The 17,434-nt window shown below is 60.6% G+C and carries 13 protein-coding genes and 1 pseudogene; 12 read left to right on the plus strand and 2 right to left on the minus strand.

The genetic code is table 11. The features are described 5' to 3' along the window. The first annotated feature begins 246 nt into the window (after positions 1–246). Genes GNZ13_RS37345 through GNZ13_RS37370 form a run of 6 tightly spaced genes read left to right on the plus strand, consistent with a single transcriptional unit; the run spans position 247 to position 7,953 of the window. Positions 247–1,320 (plus strand): tyrosine-type recombinase/integrase, encoded by a 1,074-nt coding sequence (locus GNZ13_RS37345; protein ID WP_328807355.1) that lies wholly within the window; start codon positions 247–249, stop codon positions 1,318–1,320. Then, complete coding sequence (locus tag GNZ13_RS37350; protein WP_172174255.1) at positions 1,295–2,839, plus strand: site-specific integrase; 1,545 nt, start codon at positions 1,295–1,297, stop codon at positions 2,837–2,839. The genes GNZ13_RS37345 and GNZ13_RS37350 overlap by 26 nt, the downstream gene beginning before the upstream one ends. Continuing rightward, positions 2,836–4,842, plus strand: coding sequence for an integrase (locus tag GNZ13_RS37355; RefSeq protein ID WP_172174258.1), 2,007 nt, complete (start codon positions 2,836–2,838; stop codon positions 4,840–4,842). Before GNZ13_RS37350 ends, GNZ13_RS37355 begins: the two co-directional genes overlap by 4 nt. After that, positions 4,839–5,273: a hypothetical protein gene (locus GNZ13_RS37360; protein WP_172174261.1), complete on the plus strand. Its 435-nt coding sequence runs from the start codon at positions 4,839–4,841 to the stop codon at positions 5,271–5,273. The genes GNZ13_RS37355 and GNZ13_RS37360 overlap by 4 nt, the downstream gene beginning before the upstream one ends. Beyond that, positions 5,273–5,710 carry a VPA1267 family protein gene (locus GNZ13_RS37365; protein WP_172174264.1) on the plus strand — a complete coding sequence of 146 codons (438 nt, stop codon included), beginning with the start codon at positions 5,273–5,275 and terminating at the stop codon, positions 5,708–5,710. The genes GNZ13_RS37360 and GNZ13_RS37365 overlap by 1 nt, the downstream gene beginning before the upstream one ends. Continuing rightward, positions 5,707–7,953, plus strand: coding sequence for an ATP-dependent DNA helicase (locus tag GNZ13_RS37370; protein ID WP_172174267.1), 2,247 nt, complete (start codon positions 5,707–5,709; stop codon positions 7,951–7,953). The genes GNZ13_RS37365 and GNZ13_RS37370 overlap by 4 nt, the downstream gene beginning before the upstream one ends. A 327-nt stretch (positions 7,954–8,280) precedes the next feature. Here GNZ13_RS37370 and GNZ13_RS37375 read toward each other — a convergent pair whose 3' ends face one another. Both GNZ13_RS37375 and GNZ13_RS37380 read right to left on the minus strand, forming a co-directional pair. Then, positions 8,281–9,714: a sigma-54 dependent transcriptional regulator gene (locus tag GNZ13_RS37375; RefSeq protein WP_172174270.1), complete on the minus strand. Its 1,434-nt coding sequence runs from the start codon at positions 9,712–9,714 to the stop codon at positions 8,281–8,283. 417 nt (positions 9,715–10,131) lie between these two features. After that, positions 10,132–10,284, minus strand: a pseudogene (locus GNZ13_RS37380) (type II secretion system F family protein); the annotation flags it as partial. Between the two features lie 1,480 nt (positions 10,285–11,764). On the opposite strand from GNZ13_RS37380, the gene GNZ13_RS37385 reads away from it, so the two are divergent. From GNZ13_RS37385 to GNZ13_RS37410, 6 genes are all read left to right on the plus strand, one after another. Further along, positions 11,765–11,959: a Flp family type IVb pilin gene (locus tag GNZ13_RS37385; protein WP_172174273.1), complete on the plus strand. Its 195-nt coding sequence runs from the start codon at positions 11,765–11,767 to the stop codon at positions 11,957–11,959. Positions 11,960–12,056: 97 nt separating this feature from the next. Next, positions 12,057–12,248, plus strand: a complete 192-nt coding sequence (locus GNZ13_RS37390; RefSeq protein ID WP_172174276.1) for a Flp family type IVb pilin — start codon at positions 12,057–12,059, stop codon at positions 12,246–12,248. A gap of 77 nt (positions 12,249–12,325) precedes the next feature. Continuing rightward, a complete protein-coding gene (locus GNZ13_RS37395; protein ID WP_172174279.1) occupies positions 12,326–12,874 on the plus strand; it encodes an A24 family peptidase in 549 nt (182 codons plus the stop codon). Positions 12,875–13,005: 131 nt separating this feature from the next. After that, positions 13,006–14,433, plus strand: coding sequence for an ATP-binding protein (locus GNZ13_RS37400; RefSeq protein WP_172174282.1), 1,428 nt, complete (start codon positions 13,006–13,008; stop codon positions 14,431–14,433). 63 nt (positions 14,434–14,496) lie between these two features. Beyond that, positions 14,497–15,342, plus strand: a complete 846-nt coding sequence (gene cpaB / locus GNZ13_RS37405) for a Flp pilus assembly protein CpaB (RefSeq protein WP_172174285.1) — start codon at positions 14,497–14,499, stop codon at positions 15,340–15,342. Between the two features lie 106 nt (positions 15,343–15,448). Next, the gene (locus GNZ13_RS37410) at positions 15,449–17,413 is read left to right on the plus strand and encodes a type II and III secretion system protein family protein (RefSeq protein WP_172174288.1); all 1,965 of its coding nucleotides are present in this window, start codon (positions 15,449–15,451) and stop codon (positions 17,411–17,413) included. The last annotated feature ends 21 nt before the right edge of the window (positions 17,414–17,434 follow it).

Genomic DNA, 17,434 nt, shown 5'->3' on the forward strand with positions numbered 1-17,434 from the left:
TTTTTGTGTTTTACTGGATGAATAACTGAACCACTACTTAGAAAAAATGGTGAGTTGATGACGCAATACGTCGCGAAGCGAATCCGCTTTCGGAATGGAGAGCGCTACTCCGTTCTACAGGTTCCTTATGGACTTCCAGTTCATGAGGTGACTGTCTACCTGGACAAGTTCCGCAAGCGGGGCCGAGCCGCAAACACGGTCCACTTCGTCTGTTGCAGTCTTGCTCTCCTTTACCGGGAGCTGGACGTGGCCAAGGTCAATCTGCTCGACCGGTTGGCAGAGGGGCGATTTCTCAGTGTCGCGGAACTTAACCGGTTGGCGTCAGCAGCCCAGTATCGAGTTCAAGACCTCGATGCGGATGCGCAGGATGAAAGCAAGTCCAACGTCATTCACATTGCACGAATGGGCCTGCGTCGGAAGAGCGGTGTCAGCGAACGTCAGCCGGTGGATGTTGGAACTCAAGCGTCCCGGCTCCGATACATAGCCGACTTCCTCGCCTTCATATCTGACTACGTCGGTTCCACCCTTCCAAAAGAGGCAAAACGGGAACTCAAGGCGGAGAGTGAGCAGGCGCTGACCGCGTTTCGGGAACACGTTCCCCCGGTGTCGAGACGCGCCAAACTTAACTCACGCGTAGGTCTGAGCCAAGAGGAAGAAGATCGGCTCGTCAGCGTGGTGCATCCTGATTCGCCAGACAACCCTTGGGACCGAGGCTTCGTTCGCCAACGTAACTGGCTCATTGTTGTCCTCCTGCTGGCCACTGGGATGCGACGTGGCGAACTGCTTGGCTTGCAGATCGGAGACCTGCATCCGAGCCAACCGAAGCTGCTCATCATCCGGCGGGCCGATGCGGTGGAAGATCCACGCCGTATTCAACCGAACACGAAGACATATGACCGGGAGATTGAGCTCACGCCCGCCATCATGAGGAAGCTGTGGAGCTATATCAACAAGGTGCGCCGAAAAATCAAGGCAGCGCGCGCTATTCCGCAGGTCATCGTTTCTGACGAAGGGGCGCCGCTATCCCAGGCGAGCATCGACAAGATCTTCGCGCAATTGCGTGAGGCCTGCCCTGGATTGCCGGTAACGCTGACGAGCCATGTGATGCGACATACATGGAACGAGCGTTTCTCGGAGCAGGCTGAAACGATGGGCCTTACTGACGCAGTCGAAGAGAAGGCCCGTAACAGCCAGCAAGGCTGGAGCGACAACTCGAAAATGGCGGCTATCTACACACGTAGACATACCGCCAAAAAGGGACGTGAGATTTCTTTGAAACTTCAGGAACGACTCGATGACAAGCTCGATCGCGACAAGTAAGGACACGTCGCCAGGACTCGTGCTCCGCCTGCCTGAGACTGCATTCACGAGAAGCGGTATCGCGTTTCGACCGAACGAAGACATCTGGCATTGGACTGATGGACCGTTCCGCTTACATTTGGACTTTCGCAAACTGACAGTGTCCGCAGTGTTTCCTTGTGATTCGCTTAAGCATTCGCTGTTGGTGTTCGCGAAGCGCAATTCGGCATCCCACGTCACCAACCTGTTCAATGTGTTCGTGCACTTCCTTGCCCTTCGGGTGAAATCCACGCCGCTAGTCTCCGTTACGGCTGAAGAAGTTTCGAACTACGCTGCTCGACTCAAGGATCATGAAAAATGGCGCGTGGGCACCTTGAATGTGCTGCTTCAGAAGTGGGAAGCCCTCGGTCTCAGCGGCGTCGAGCCGGATTGCACACAGTACCTGCGTGAGCGGCGGAAACCGGGCAATGAAAAAGGGGCTGCCGTACGCACCCGCGACCCTGAGGAGGGTCCATTCAGCGAAGCGGAATACTCGACGCTCTACAAGGCAGTCGATGCGGCGTACGGTGCGGGCGAAGTGCCGCGATGGATCGCTGTCCTGACGCGGTTGCTGTTTGCGTGCGGCGGGCGAATTTCCCAATATGCCTCCCTCAAGGTGTTGGACCTGACGGCGCGCGATGGCTCCTTTGTGCTCAGTCTTCCACAAGCCAAAACGCGGGAGGTGCACTCTCGCGTTTCTTTCAAAGAGTTTGATCTCAGTCCCCAGACCGGCCGGCTTGTGCTCGAGTACATTGAGGAATTGAGGTCGCAAGGCCATGATGACGACGCGCCGCTATTTCCAGAGACCGTGGTGATGAGCCAAGGTCCAAGGGCGAGGACGCGATCCGAGGAGGATTTGTTCTTTGGTCACTGCATCAGAGATCACCTCTCCCGGATTTTTAGAGAGTTTATGGATTCGCTTGCCCCCCCAACCGAGCGCCTCGCATTCAAGCCCATTCCGGTGACGCCAAGCCGATTTCGTTACACGTTCGGGACGCGACTTGCGGAGGAAGGCGCCAGCAAAGCTGTCATCGCCGACCGCCTGGGTCACGTGGATCTTCAGCATGTAGATGTCTACTTTGAGGCCTCGCCCAAAATCGTTGAAAACATCCATAAAGCGATGGACTCTCAACTGGCACCCTTGGCACAAGCCTTCAGGGGGCGCCTGGTTGAGGACGAGGAACACTCAACGCACAAGGGCGCTCCGGGGAGCCGCATCATTGACTTCCGGGTCTCCAAGACGCCTGTCGGGAGTTGCGGCTGCAAGGGTCAAGGATGCGGGTTCGACCGTCCGACCGCTTGCTACACATGTTTCAAGTTCGAGCCCTGGCTTGATGCACCCCATGAAAAGGTGCTCCGGCGACTGCAAGATGAACGCAAACGCTGGGAAAGCGACGAGCGACTGGCGGCAATCAACGATGACGCCATCCGGGCGGTGCAAGAGGTCATTGCGGAATGCGGCCAGGCCAATGAACAGCGCAGATCGGGGGTGACTGCATGAACGCCCCCGTCCTTCACTTCACCCCCCGCGGAGAGCTGGAGCCGCAGGCGAACCTGGAAGCCTTCATCGAACTCTGCAAGCAATCCGAGGTGCTGGGTGCTCGCGGACAGTTCGATCTGAACGTCTGGGATATCGGGCGCCTGAAGGGTCAGAATAAGATCCACCGAGCGGTCTTCAGCTCACTGGAGGCTGCCAGCGAAGCCGCTTCTGAGCCGTGCATGCCTCAGCCGTTCCTCGACTTCGCGAAAGCTGCACTTGTCTATCTGCACGACAAGCGCCCCGTGGTTTCGCAAGCCGTGCGACTTTCCGCGTTTCGCTGCCTCGAGGCGGCCCTGCGCGAATGGAACAAGGCGTCGCGGCCGACGGCGGTCAACGTTGAGGTGCTAGACACTGCGGTCGAGTTAGCCAGAAAGCAGGTTTCAGCCCCGGTGGCTTACCGGATTGCCGGCCAACTGGAACTGATTGCGGAATTCATGAATTCGAAAGGCTTCATCTCGCTTCGACGGGCATGGGTCCATGGGATGAAAAAACCTCGGGAGCTCGGCTCGCGAATCTCCAAAGAGGCTCTCGACGCGCGCCAGGATAAATTGCCCTCCGCAGCAGTGCTCCGCGCGCTCGCCGGCGTCTTCCAGGAGGCCGTTCAACCGTCGGACGTGCTGGTGTCGAGCTACATGGCGGTGATGCTCTGCGCGCCGGAGCGAATCAACGAGGTGCTCAGACTGATGCGCAACTGTCTGGTTGAAGGCGACGGGAGATTCGACGGAAAGCTTGGCCTCCGCTGGGCGGGGTCCAAGCTTGCGGAGGACACGACAAAATGGCTTCCCACCCAGATGGTCCCCGTGGCAAGGCAGGCTATCGCCAACCTAGTGAAAGTGACAGCGTCCGCCCAAAAGATAGCAGCCTGGTACACCGACAATCCGAACGCGCTTTACCTTCACGAGGGCGCAGCACACCTGCGTGAGCGTGACGTGCTTACGCTTGCAGAAGTGGCGCTGATCCTGTGGGGCGATGAGAATGCAGCGGGCTCGGCGACCATGTGGGCCAGGGAGACGAGCAAACTTGAGAAAGTGCAGCTTGCCGGGCGAAAGATCGGTTACCGGTTCGACGACGTTGAGCGCGCGGTACTTGCGATGCTCCCCGAGACCTTTCCGTTCGTTCCGGGCGCTCCCGAGCTTCTGTGCAAAGACGCCATGGCCATCACCCGGACAAACGAGATGCACGCGCAGAGGGCTACGTACCTTTGCATGTTCACTTGCGTCGACTACACCTCCATCACGAATCAGCTAGGGGCACGGGAAGGCCGGTCTTCGATCTTTGAGCGCTTCAACTACACGGAGGACAACGGTTCGCCCATCGAGCTCCAGAGCCATAATCTTCGGCATTACCTGAACATGCTCGCCCAGTTGGGCGGTCTTAGCAGCGCAGAGATCGCCATCTTCTCCGGCCGTAAGGACGTTCGTCAGAACAGAGCCTATGACCACATGAGCTCGGACGAGGTTCAGGCGCCCATCAGCCAGGCCCTGAAGGCTGGCTTTACCGCCAACCTCGTTCCTGCGGCGACGCGGGATCTGATAACGCGTAGCGAGTTCAAGGGGTTTGGTATCGTCGCCGCCCACACAACGCAATATGGCTGGTGCATGCACAACTTCGCTAGCGAGCCATGCCAGATGTACCGGGACTGCATAAACTGCGAGGAGCAGGAATGCGTCAAGGGCGATGCACACAAGGAAGCCAACTTGCGCCTGCTGAGGGAAGAAACCGAGTTCCTTCTGAAGGAGGCACGGGAAGCGCTGAACGACGAGGAGTATGGCGCCGACGTGTGGGTGGAACATCAATCCAGGACGCTCGAGCGCGTGAACGCCCTGCTGTCCATCGTGGACGACCCTTCGGTACAACCAGGATCTCGGATTCGGCTCAACCTGGAGAACGCTGCGCTGATTACCGCCGACTCCACGCAACCCATCAAGTTCCTCAAAGCCGAGGGGCAAAAGCTGCTGCCATGAAGAAGACCCGCGCCCCCGATCTGACCGACGAGCGGATCAAGCTTGTGCTCGACACTCTGGACGGGTGGAAAGGCAAGTTGACCTGGGATCTCTTGATCGAGGCGATCCAGAAGATCACCGGTATCACATACTCGCGGTTCACGTTCGCGGAATATCCCGAAATAGCCAACGCGTTCTCGTTGAGGAAAGAGGCTTTGCGAGGCACCTGGAAGGGCGAACGCGGTCAGCCTCGGGATGAACGCGTGCGGGCCGCGCTTGAGCAGGTCGAACGCTACAAGGCCAAAATCGAGCGTCTTGAAGAACAGAACCAACTGCTCCTGGAGCAATTCGTGACCTGGGCGCACAACGCCGAGCGCAAGGGGGTGACGGTGATGATGCTGAATGCCCCGCTGCCCAAGCCCGAGCGCGACAGAACCAAAGGGGTGAAGTGATGGCGAGCGGACAGCAGATCGCCGAGGAGAACGTCCGCAAGTTTGCGGCCTGGGTTGCCTCGAAAACGGACGAGGACTTCCGCAACATGGCGGTGCGCGGAGTCCTGTCACGAACAGAGATTGCTGCGGAGTGCGGCTTCGCCAAATCGGCTCTCGCACAAAACCCTCGCATCCGGGATGCCCTCAAGACCCTTGAAACGTCGTTGCGGCAGCGCGGCGTGCTTCCATCGCTCGCCCTCGATAGCGAGACGGACCCGTCCGTCCCCCGTGTACGCCAGGCGGACCCCGAGCGCCAGGTCAGGGACGCCGAACGTATCTCCAGGCTTGAACGGGAGAACGCCAGCTTGCGTGCCGAGAACTCCGAGCTCAAGCGCCTGCTTGCGCGCTACGCCGTGTTGCAGCAGGTCTTGGCCGAGACCGGGAGGCTGCCCAGGTGACTGACGTAGCAACCGTCACGCTCCGCGTCACGGGAGTGCGCTCCCAGAACCCCCGAGGATTCGGCGGCGCCATCTTCACTGGCACCCCTATCGACGAGACGGGTGCCGTGTTGAACGCGAGCGCCTACGTGGTCGTGAAAGCCACTCGTGCCGCGCTCGGCGCCACCTGCGTCGAACGAGGTCAGTGGTGGCGCGTGACGGGGCCACTGGCCCAGCGACGCTCGGTTGTTGATGGCTTCGTGTTGATCGAACAGCAGGTCGAGGCGGAGGTCGCTCACCTCGCCCGACCCTCCGGCGAACACATCGTCAGCTTCATTGCAGATAACCCCGCGTTCGAAGGTTTCGGCTCGGTCAAGGCTCGTCGCCTATGGGAGCGGTTCGGGGAGCGACTATACTGCCTTCTTGACGCAGGAGATCCCGCCGCGTTCGATGCTGTGCTGACGGACGATGCGGCACGGCGCATGATCGAAGCATGGGCTAGGCACGGCGAGTCCCGGACCCTCCAGTGGTTGCAAGCGCAGGGCTTCGACGTGGGCATTGGCCGCAAAGTGCTGGCGTTCTTCGGCGGTGAGGCGCAAGCTCGCCTTGAGGAGGACCCTTACCGCCTTCTCTCCTTTACTGGCAGGTGGAAGGATGTCGACCGGGTAGCTAGAGAGCAATTCGATGTTGGTGCAGATGACCAGCGACGTTTGCGCGGCGCAGTCGAAGAAGCGTGCTACCGCATGTTCGCCAACGGACACACGGTCATGCTCACGGCGGACCTTATGGACCACGTGGTCGCTCTCCTCGGGCGGCCGCCCGCAGGCGTGCGCTGGCGAGACCTGCTGGCCGCCGCAGTGTCCGAAGGGTTGAGCAACGGTAGCATTGTGCAGACGGGTCACGGCCTGCAACCGCTCGGTGCCCTGGTCATGGAGCGTCAGGTGGCCATCGCCATTCAAGCGCGCCTGACGAGCGAAGACCAGCAATTGCTCACGCCGCTGGATATCGACCGCGTCATTGCCAGGGTCCATGCGCAAGACGGTATCGAGCTGAATCCAGAACAGCAAAGCTCTATCCGCCTGGCAGCCACGCACGCCTTTGTCTGCATCACCGGCGGTGCCGGCGTTGGGAAGACCACGGTGCTGAAGGCGCTCTATCGGCTCTTCGACGAGGCAGGCGTGAGGGTCTATCAGGTTGCCCTCGCTGGGCGGGCAGCCCGGAGGATGAAGGAGGCGACCGGTCGTTCCGCCGTAACCATCGCCAGCTTCCTCAAGGCCATAGACGACGCGATGTTCGACGGGCCGACGGTGCTCGTTATCGACGAAGCGAGCATGGTCGACATTATCTCCATGAGTCGCCTCTGCGAGGCGTTGCCGGTTCACGTGCGTCTCGTGCTCGTTGGCGACCACCACCAATTGATGCCCGTTGGGCCTGGCCTGGTTCTGCACTGCGTCAGGCAGGTTGAGGGCGTTCCTGTGGCGGAACTTAAGACCGGAAAGCGCTTCGGCGACGAGATCGCAGCCGTGGCGTCGGCGGTTCGTGCCGGCCACTGGCCCGCCGTAGCGGCTAACGCGACCGCCCCCGTGGCCTTCATTCCGTGCGAGCAGCACCTCATAGCTGAGTTGGTCGTTGATCTGTACGCCTTGGATACGGACGCCACTCAGGTGCTGAGCCCCTTGCGCAATGGACCCGCGGGCACCAAGAGTCTCAATCGACTGTGTCAGGAGCGATTCACCAACGGCCAACCGGCGGTCATGTGCTGGAATGATGAAGTTGAGGTGCCCGAGCGTTGTGGCTTCAATCTTGGTGATGTCGTGCTGTGCACGCGGAACCTCTGGGACGAGGGACTGCAAAATGGGTCGCTGGGTAGAGTCGTCGAAGTCGAGCCGCTAACTGAGAACTCGGCCGGCGATCCGGAGCAAGTGCTGGCTTGGGTTGAGTGGGACGACGGCGTCGGTCGTGCACTGACGCGGGACATGCTCGACGACATTGAATTGGGTTACGCCGTGACCGTTCACAAGGCTCAAGGCTCGCAGTGGTCCCGCGTCATCATCCCGGTGACCGACTCGAAGCTCCTGGACCGAACGTTGTTGTATACGGCCATCACACGTGCGCAGGTACAGGTTATCTTGGTCGGGGATGTCGACGCTGCACGGCACGCTGTAGTTGCACCTCCAAAGGCGGAGACTCGAAAGGTGGCGCTGGACTTCGCCCTGAAGCGCTGCTTAAAATTAGCCGCTGCTGAGGCCTTGGAAGCGCTGTGATGGCTACCCACAGAACGGTGTCGCAAGTGTGTGTTTGCTCTGGGTAGCGCGGCTTTAGTGTCGGTAACCCACATCTTGTCGATCCCAGCACCGCTCAACGCCTTGCACTCACTCACATGGTAGGTGGTACCAACACTTTTTAGTCGGGATAACCGTTTTAAGGTCTTGTAACCGCAGAATGTAAACATCAGCCCCGCCTTTGTGGGGGGGGGTTCTTTATATGTCTACGGTGTACGGCCTTCCCGGACCCGCAACATGTGCCGGATGCGCCCCGCCAGCAGGATTCGGGCGCGGAGAAAACCTAACTTGCGACCATGCCGTCGCAAGTCAGATGGAGGTTTCCCCGTCCAGTTCAGTATCCGTGTCGTCTACCGTGGCGCCTGTTGCAACGCGCATTCCATATGTCTTCATCATCCGGTACAGCGTGACGCGCGAGATGCCGAGGGCCGTCGCCGTTTCTCCCAGCCGGTAGTCGTGGCGTAGCAAAGCTGTTTCGATTGCCCTGCGCTCGGCTTGTTCTCGAATACGGTCGAGCGTCGCCGTTTCTCCTACCCTCTGCGATTCGAGATCGAGATCACGGGGTGTCAGCAGCCTGCCTTCGGCCATGACTAGCGCATGGCGCACGCGATTGATCAACTCGCGCACATTCCCCGGCCAGTGGTAGTTGTGCATGGCGTCGATGGCCGATGGCGTGAAGCCGTGAATCTTGTGGGTGCTGTCGGTCTTGTATTTCTGCAGGACGTAGTGCGCGAGGACTTCGATGTCCTTGCCGCGTGCGCTCAGCGGCGGTTCGTCGACGCGCAGCACGCACAGGCGATGGAACAGGTCGGCGCGAAAGCGTCCAGCGCATATCGCGGCTTCGAGGTCGACGTGGGTCGCTGAAATGATGCGTATGTCGACGGGAATCGATTCGTTGCCACCGAGCCGTTCAATTTTGCCTTCCTGCAGAAAGCGCAACAGGCCCGCCTGGGCCTCGGGCGGCATGTCGCCAATTTCATCGAGAAACAGGGTGCCCCCGTTCGCCGATTCGATGCGGCCAATCCTGCGCGCGTCCGCGCCTGTGAACGCGCCACGTTCGTAGCCGAACAGTTCAGACTGCATAAGATGATGCGGAATCGCGCCGCAATTGATCGCAACGAAAGGCGCTTTGCGGCGCGGCGAGCACCTGTGAATCGCGAGGGCGGTGAGCTCTTTGCCCGTACCTGATTGGCCGGAGATGAACACGCTCGCGTTCGTATTGGCGACCTTGCGGATGGTGCTGAAAAGCTGCTGCATGGCTTCGCAGCTGCCCACCATCGCGCTGTCATCCGTGAGCGGGATATCGGCGGCCGTATCGACGTAATCCAATGCCGCCATGCCTCGCGCGTGCCCGAGCGTATGCGAAATCCACCCGGGCGGTAGCGGCAGCGTGATGTAGTCGAAACAATAATTGCGAATCAGTTCGCGCACCGCCTTGCTTGCCGATTGGCTTTCGGCAGCGATTGCCACCCAGCCGATCGCGGTCTGGCTCAGACATGCCTTGAGGGTAGGAAAGTCGCGCGGCGTGAAACCGTCGAAATCGATGAGACCTGCGGCGACGCCTGATTTCTTCGTCGCAGCCTCGGCGCCGGCGGCGGTTTTCGCCACGACGACTTCCCAGCCGGCCGAGCGTATCTCCGCGAGGAGCGCGTTGTTATGTGCGCGAGCAACGCAGATCACACGGCGCTGGGTGTCCGGCTGGAGCCAGGGTTGGGGCGTGGACTGCGTTGAGCCGGCCGTCACGCACGAGCTCGTTCGGACATGGTCAGGTGATTTTTGCACGATATTCCCCCGTTCCTTCTTGCTTATTTCATTGCCCGCCTGAAAATCGGCTGCGCAACGACGTCCGGCACTTCGATGCTACTCGCTGCGGACGCAGCAAAAAAGAATCTTGATGCTGCCGCTACAACGAGGTACGCAAAGCTTCTATACAGGGATAACGTCCCGACTCGCCGGCGGATAAATGCGCGTTTATACCTAGTAAATAAGATTCGAAACGCATGGCCGATGACCGACGCACGCAATGCCGTCTCGTGTTTCCTTGGCAGTCCAATCCGTTCGACCACCTGCTAGCTACCGCTCATAGCAGGGAGGAGAATCCTTTAGATGTAGATAAACGCTTGCCCCGGCGGGACGGTGAGAAGGGCGGGAAAGATGCAGAGAGCGCATTTCGAGCAGCATCAGTTGGAGTTCGCTGGCGACCACCGGGCTGCGCAGTTCGATTTCTCCCGCCACTTTCATCAACGCTGCGTCGAGGCTGAGACCCGCTTCGACACAGACTGTTAGCAGGTCGAGCGCGTCGGGAAAATCTTGGCGGTTTCAAATACCAAGTGCAACAGCCGGGGTAAAAACATTGGTCTGGTTTCATCTCTATAGATACCTGTTAGGGAGTCCGCGATGCCATCGGCTGCTGACCGGCCAGAATATTGCCTCAATCAATCCTGACGGGATGGCAGCGGCCACGAACAGACCGAGCACGTTTCGGGGAAAAATTGTCAGGTGTTCCCGATTTAGCCAATGCGTGTTGCCGCCCAGGAAGTATTCCCCGTATTTGGTCGTTTCTATATTTGATTGCGCCAGCGACTGCGTTTTCCGGGAGTCTAAAGAAAGTGCGTCACGCCGTTTGTCGGGAAACGAACAAACACCGCGTCTTTTGCGCCCAGCCGGTTTATTGTCATTCTTCGCAGGGACGCGACAGCCCGATCAGGGGCGACTTGGGGTATCGACCTTAAACAGAAACAGTCATTCATCGAGGGCTGTACGCGCTCAGACAGAAAAACCCACGTCGGTTGCAGTTTCCGTCGACCAAAACGGTCGAAGCTACGGCCCCTGTGCACTCAGACGCTGCTGTTGCATTCGAACTTGAGCGAGCGGCAACACGACACGCGAGGAGCCATTCACCACACCTGAAAATTTCAGGCGTCGTGAGAACCAAAGATGTACCTGACGTATCAGCGTTGTAACAAGTTGTGTCAGTTTCCTTTGGTAGCCGGATCAGTGCCGGCACTGCGCGTCGTCCGTGTTTCTCCTTACCAAAATAGTTCGGCTCTGTGTTCGAGCGAACATTCAGCGGATGAGCAAACGATTATTCGGCGGGCCGTCGCCGTATCGCAGACCCCGGACTCCTTACCTTTTCTGGCGGCCAGTTAGCCCGTTTTTCTTCGGAAAAACAAGCGGTTAGGGTGGCAGGGCGGGCAGGGTCCATTCGCACAGACCTAGCGCTGATCGCTACAACACATACCCCCGGTCCCAGCCATCTTTCGTAAGTGGCGGTGAAGCATCTTTTGCGGCTATTTGGGCCGATTTCGCCAAAGGCTCACCAAAACTGAGACATTCCGGACGGCGCAGCGCGTCCGGGTCTTTTGCTTGTGTGAAACATCCAATGCCATCAAGCCTTTCGACGGGCTGGCATTCTTTTCGCTAATTGTCTCGCAACGGTGGCGCGCTGCTTGAGCAGTACAGGGCGCCGCGGTTTCAGGCGCCGTAGAACTGCTGACGGGGGTATCAATTCCGCGGCGCCGGAAAGCTTCGGCACATAACCAACCTTCAAGGACGGTAGTGCCGACGGCGGGGAACAGCGATCACTGGCGTCGACGGTTATCGAAGTTTCCGCAGTGATGGCGTTGGGGAGAGGGAACGGCTGGAGCACACGATACAGAAACGATGCGCTCCAGTACCGAACCGGTGAGCCAGGCCAATTCTGGCTGCGCGGTCAGCAGCCTTTCATGATTGCTCGGTCCCGCAGCGGGCATGTTTTGGGGTACTAAAAATCTCTTGTTCAAGGAGCTTCAAAATGCAAAAGACTCTCGACCTGATCCGTGACTTCGCGCGCGAAGAGGATGGTGTGACGGCAATTGAATATGGACTGCTGGCTGCGTTGGTGGCGGTCGCCATTATTACCGGAGCTGGACTTCTCGGCACGAACCTCAACCTCCTGTTCGACAATCTCGGCACCAGAATGGGTACCGCTGCCGGCACAGCGGCATAACCGACGGCAAAGGAGCTGCCCGGGTCTCCTTCGGAGCAGCTCCTTGCGTCGCACCGGCGAAGTGTGCTTGAGGAAAGATTTTTTTCGGGGGGCTCAGATGCAAAAAACTCTTGACCTGATTCGCAGCGTCTTGCGCGAAGAAGATGGCGTGACGGCGATCGAGTATGGCCTGCTCGCCGCGCTGGTGGCAGTTGCCATTATCGGGGGCGCCACAGCCCTCGGGACGAATCTCAATGCGTTTTTCAATAACATTGGTACCTGGTTTGGAACTATCGCAGTGCCTCAATAATTGGGGAGAGGGCTGGCCATTCTTTCCTTTGGGTCAGCTTCTTGTTTTGCCATGGCGAAACGAAAACGGGGAACTCCATGAACGCCTTCGAATTTCCGGTCGGTGTGTGCCTGTTGGGACTGGTGGCGGTGGCCGCAGGCTGGGATTTACACAGCCGTCGCATTCCGAACTGGCTTGTGCTGACAGGGCTCGCGTTGGCGCTGGCGACGCAGTGGCATCTGCATGGGGCAGGTGAAGGTAGCGTCCGGTGGGTGCTCGGAATGTTCACTGGGGGAGCCCTGTTCTTGCCGCTGTACCTGCTGCGCGCGATGGGCGCGGGCGACGTGAAGCTGATGGCGGCTGTCGGCGCGCTCGTCGGACCGAACATGGCGCTGGAGATTGTGCTGGTGACATGCGTTCTGGGCGGCGTGTGGGCGATCGGGGCGATCGTACTCAAGCGTGCAGTGAAGGCGACTGGCGCGAACATGTTGGCGATCCTGTTGGCGGGCACCGCCCGGTTAGGCAACAAGGAGGCGCGAGGCCAAGGCGCTACGTTCGCGTCAGTAGGATCGCTGCCATACGGCGTCGCGATTGCACTCGGCACGCTGTGTGTGATGTCTCTCCAGGCTAGAGGCGGCACGCTCTGATGGCTAAGGACGCAAGCGTTCGCCCGTAACGGAAGCACCGTCGCAGAAGGGGAAAGGAACGACAAGCAAGAAGCAAGAAGCAAGAAGAGAAGCAGGGCTCGTGCGCGGCACGGGATAACCGGGGAAATAACATGACCGACAAGTTGAAAACGGCGCCGGGCGCGCCGGCCGACATTAGTCACCTGCAGGATGCCAGCCGGGCTCGCCTCAACGGGGGAGGCGCAGAAACTCATCTGCTGGCGCGTGCGCCACGCACGATCGCCGATACCGGTCTGGATCAAAATTTCCTGCTTGAACTGGTAGCCAAGACTGCCTTCCTCCTGGGTAAGGTGTCGCTGTCTCAACTGATGCAGCGCCTCAAGCTGGGCGCCAGCGTGCTCGACAGCGTAGTGGCCTTCGCGGTGCGCGAACGAGTGCTGGAGATCGTACGGCGCGGCGCAAGCGATATCGACGTCGACCTGCAGTTGACCGATAGCGGGCGTCAGCGCGCAAGCGAGTTCATGGCCCGTTGCCGCTATGTCGGCCCGGCGCCGGTGGCGCTCGCCACATACGAAGCCATGCTGCAGCGCCAATCGGTGCGGCAGATGCAGGCTACCCGCGCCAGCATGCGGGCTGCCTTTGCTGGCTTGACTGTCAGGGGGACGCTGCTCGACGACATCGGAGGCGCAGTCAACAGCGGCAAGCCGGTGATCTTTTTCGGCCCACCGGGCAGCGGGAAGACTTCGTTGGCCGAACGATTGGGGCGGCTGTTGCCGGGCCACGTGGCCGTGCCGTACGCAATCGTGGTCGAAAACGAAGTCATCCAGATTTTCGACCCGCTCATTCACGAACCCTGTAGCTCGACACAGTCCGACAGCGTGTTGAGCGCGCCTTCGGATGCCCGCTGGCAAATTTGCAAGCGGCCCACCGTGCTCTCCGGCGGCGAGCTGACGCTCGACATGCTCGAACTGCGCTACGACGCGGCCAGCGGTTTTTACCAGGCACCCCCGCACGTGAAGGCCAACGGCGGTCTCTACGTTGTCGATGACCTGGGCCGCCAGCGCGTGGAGCCGGCTGATCTTCTCAACCGCTGGATCGTGCCATTCGATCGTGGACGCGACATGCTCACGCTGCATACCGGTTTGCGCTTCTCAGTGCCCTTCGACGTCTGGGTTGCGTTTTCGAGCAATTTCTCACCCGCCGACCTCGGCGATGAAGCGTTCTTCCGGCGCCTCGGCTGCAAGCTGTATGTCGGCCCACTCGATGTCGTCGAGTATCGCGCCGTGTACGAGCAGCGCTGTGAAGAACTCGCCGTGGCGTCGGACGACGACGCCTTCGAGTATCTCGTGCATCACTTGCATATGTCGTCCGGCCGGCCACTGCTCGCATGTTATCCGGGTGATCTGCTGCGCATCGTGCTGGCCAACGCACGATACCTCGAACAGCCAGCCGTAGCGGACGGGCCGAACCTGCTACGCGCGTGGAACAGTTACTTCGCGGTGGTCGGCGAACACGATAACTCGCCGCCACAGCAGCAGGGCGGCGCGGAGTGGGCAGCAAAAAAATTCGCGGCCGGTTAATTGACCGGATAAGCGGCCGGAAACTCTAGTCAGGAAACAGGTCAGGCATCAGGGAGATTCATCATGAAAAACGTACGTGCGTTGGTGATGTTGCTGGTCGCTGCAGTGGCGGGGCTCGGTGCGGTCGCGATGGCATCGCGCTGGTTGATGGACCGATCGTCGGGGATGACAACCAAAGTCGCGGTCGCTGCCCTTGACGTCAATCTCGGGCAACGCCTTAACCCTGAATTCATCAAGATGGTCGACTGGCCGGCGGGCAGCATACCGTCTGGTGCGTTCACCGATGTGCAGAAACTCGATGGGCGTGTGATGAAAAACAGCGCGCTGCGCGGCGAACCGATTCTGGAGGGCAAGCTGACGCCGGTAGGCACACAGGGCGGGCTATCGGCGGTGATCGAAGAAGGCCGCCGCGCAATCACAGTACGCGTCAACGATGTGATCGGCGTGGCTGGCTTCGCCCTGCCAGGCAACTATGTCGACATCATCGTCAGCACCCAGCAAGACAAAAGCAGCACGAACAAATCGGGCAACGACGAAAGCATCTCCAAGATCGTGCTGGAAAAAATTCTGGTGCTGGCTGTCGCGCAGGAAGTGGGCCGTGACGAAACAAAACCGAAAGTCGTCAATGCGGTCACGCTCGAAGTCACGCCTGAGCAGGCGGAAAAACTCGACCTCGCGCGCAGTGTCGGCACGCTGTCACTGGTGCTGCGCAACCAGGTGGATACCGCGACGCTGCCCACCGTCGGCGCCACGAAGGTCACGCTGCTCGGCACGCCAGCCGTGCCGGCCTCGGCGCCCGCTGCTTTGCCCGCGCGTCCGGCACGCGTGCACTACGCCGCACGACCAGCGGCGAAGCGGGACTGCGTGGGCGTGCTGTCGGGCGTGTTGGGCAGTGTCGAATGTTTCTAGGCTGGACTCTGTGGTGCCTGCGATGACGGACCGCTGCAGCGGGCACCACGAAGACAAAGAACGGAAGTCTCGATTGACCGATATCGGGTAACGGGGGCATGAAAAAATGAAGACGAAACTGGGGTTCTCATCCGGCAGCGCGATGCGTTGCCGCTCGCCGGGCAGTATCGTGCTCGCCGCGGCGCTGTGCACCGGAATGTTCGCCGCCCAAAACGGCGTAGCACAGGAGGCGCTCGAGAGCCCGGCTCTCGCGAAAGGCGCAATGAAAGCACCGTTGCCGGTAGGCCGCGGGCCGACGCCGATGATGGTCAGCATGGCGCCAATACCGGCCGGTGGGGCAGCCGCAGTCGCCGCGCCGCTGCGCGGCCCGAACTGCACCGGCGCGATCCATGATGAAACCAGCGTCGTCGTGCCGATCGGCAAGTCGACGCTCGTGCCTCTCGCCGAGCCGGCGCGCAACCGCACACTCGGCAATCCGTCGATCGTGCAGGCCACGCTGGTGTCGCCGCGCACGCTCTACCTCGTGGGCATGGCGGTCGGCACGACCAACATGATCGTTCAGGGACGCAGCGGCTCATGCCAGATCATCGACGTGATCGTCAACATCGATCCGAACGGACTGCAGCAATCGCTTGGACAACTGTTACCCCAGGAGCGCGGCATCCGGGTATCGACCGCAGCAGGCAACCTGGTGCTCGGGGGGCACGCGTCGAGCTCGCCGGCTGCCCAGCAGGCGATGCAGATCGCGCAGGCCTTTGCAGGCGCGCAGCCCACCGAGCAATCGCAGGGGGCGTCCGGCAGCGTCGGCGGGACCAACGTGAGCCAGCAGAGTTCGAGCACGAGCAAGCCGGCCGAGGTGATCAACATGATGACGGTCGACGCGCCCCAGCAGGTGATGCTCGAAGTCAAGGTCGCCGAGGTGTCGAAGACGCTCATCAACCAGTTGGGCGCGGCGCTCAACATTCAGGGCGGCTTCGGTTCATGGAGTGGCGCGCTCGTGAGCAATCTGCTGGCCGGCGTAACGAGCGTCATTACGGGCAGCAAGGCGAACAACCGCCCGCTTAGCTTCGCTATCGATGCGCAGAAGACAGACGACCTCGTCAAGATCCTCGCCGAACCGAACCTCGTTGCAATCAGCGGCCAGGAGGCCACCTTCCTCGCCGGCGGCAAGATTTTCATTCCGGTGCCGCAGAGCAGCGGTACCGGCGTGACGAGCATCACGCTCCAGGAAGAAGAATTCGGTGTCGGCCTGAAGTTCACGCCGACCGTGCTTTCCAACGGCCGTATCAGCCTGAAGGTTGCACCCGAGGTGTCCGAGCTGTCGCCGACTGGCATCACGCTTAGCGCGTCCAACGTGAGCGGTGTGTCGATCTTGCCACTGATCACGACCCGTCGCGCGTCCACTGTCGTCCAGATGAGCGACGGCGAGTCGTTTGCGATCGGCGGACTGATGAAGAGCAACGTCACCGGCGCGCTGAAAGCCATTCCCGGCATTGGCGAAGTGCCGGTGCTCGGTGCGCTGGCGCGCAGCACGTCGTTCCAGCAGGACCTGACGGAGCTCGTGTTCATCATCACGCCGCATCTCGTCAAGCCGCTGCAGACCGCCGATCTGCCTCTGCCGACGGACAGCTTCTCGCAGCCCAACGCAGTCGATGTCTATGCGACGGGCGCCATGGAAGGCCGCCCCCCGAAAGCGCATGCCGCGCCTGCGGGCGCTCCCCCGGCCACTTCGCCCATGCCAGCCCCGGCTTCGGTGAGCCCGCCGACACCGCTGCCCTCGCCCGCACCGGCGCCACAAACGCCCGCCGCACCCGTTGCGACAGCGTTGCCGCTTCCTGACCCGCAGGCCGCGGTGCCGGGCCGGACGTCGGCAGGGGCGCCGTCAACAGCAGCGACATCGGCGATATCGCCAGCAACAACAGCAGCAGCGCAACCGCCCGGCGACCAGGAAGCTGAGCGCGCCGCGCGCATTGAAAGCGCTGCCGCCCGGATCGCGGCCGCAAGCATGCAGGGCCACAAGCCGCAGCAGGTCGCAAAGACCGCTGCGGCCAGCCAGGCCGCCGAACACTGATGCCATCGTCAAGGAGACTCT

The sequence above is a fragment of the Paraburkholderia elongata genome (assembly GCF_013177735.1).
Taxonomy (GTDB): domain Bacteria; phylum Pseudomonadota; class Gammaproteobacteria; order Burkholderiales; family Burkholderiaceae; genus Paraburkholderia; species Paraburkholderia elongata.

Bases quoted from the DNA above. Each gene is read 5' to 3' on its own strand.
- GNZ13_RS37350 (WP_172174255.1), top strand. From the start codon at position 1,295: ATGACAAGCTCGATCGCGACAAGTAAGGACACGTCGCCAGGACTCGTG.
- GNZ13_RS37355 (WP_172174258.1), top strand. From the start codon at position 2,836: ATGAACGCCCCCGTCCTTCACTTCACCCCCCGCGGAGAGCTGGAGCCG.
- GNZ13_RS37360 (WP_172174261.1), top strand. From the start codon at position 4,839: ATGAAGAAGACCCGCGCCCCCGATCTGACCGACGAGCGGATCAAGCTT.
- GNZ13_RS37365 (WP_172174264.1), top strand. From the start codon at position 5,273: ATGGCGAGCGGACAGCAGATCGCCGAGGAGAACGTCCGCAAGTTTGCG.
- GNZ13_RS37385 (WP_172174273.1), top strand. From the start codon at position 11,765: ATGCAAAAGACTCTCGACCTGATCCGTGACTTCGCGCGCGAAGAGGAT.
- GNZ13_RS37390 (WP_172174276.1), top strand. From the start codon at position 12,057: ATGCAAAAAACTCTTGACCTGATTCGCAGCGTCTTGCGCGAAGAAGAT.
- GNZ13_RS37395 (WP_172174279.1), top strand. From the start codon at position 12,326: ATGAACGCCTTCGAATTTCCGGTCGGTGTGTGCCTGTTGGGACTGGTG.
- GNZ13_RS37400 (WP_172174282.1), top strand. From the start codon at position 13,006: ATGACCGACAAGTTGAAAACGGCGCCGGGCGCGCCGGCCGACATTAGT.
- cpaB (WP_172174285.1), top strand. From the start codon at position 14,497: ATGAAAAACGTACGTGCGTTGGTGATGTTGCTGGTCGCTGCAGTGGCG.
- GNZ13_RS37410 (WP_172174288.1), top strand. From the start codon at position 15,449: ATGAAGACGAAACTGGGGTTCTCATCCGGCAGCGCGATGCGTTGCCGC.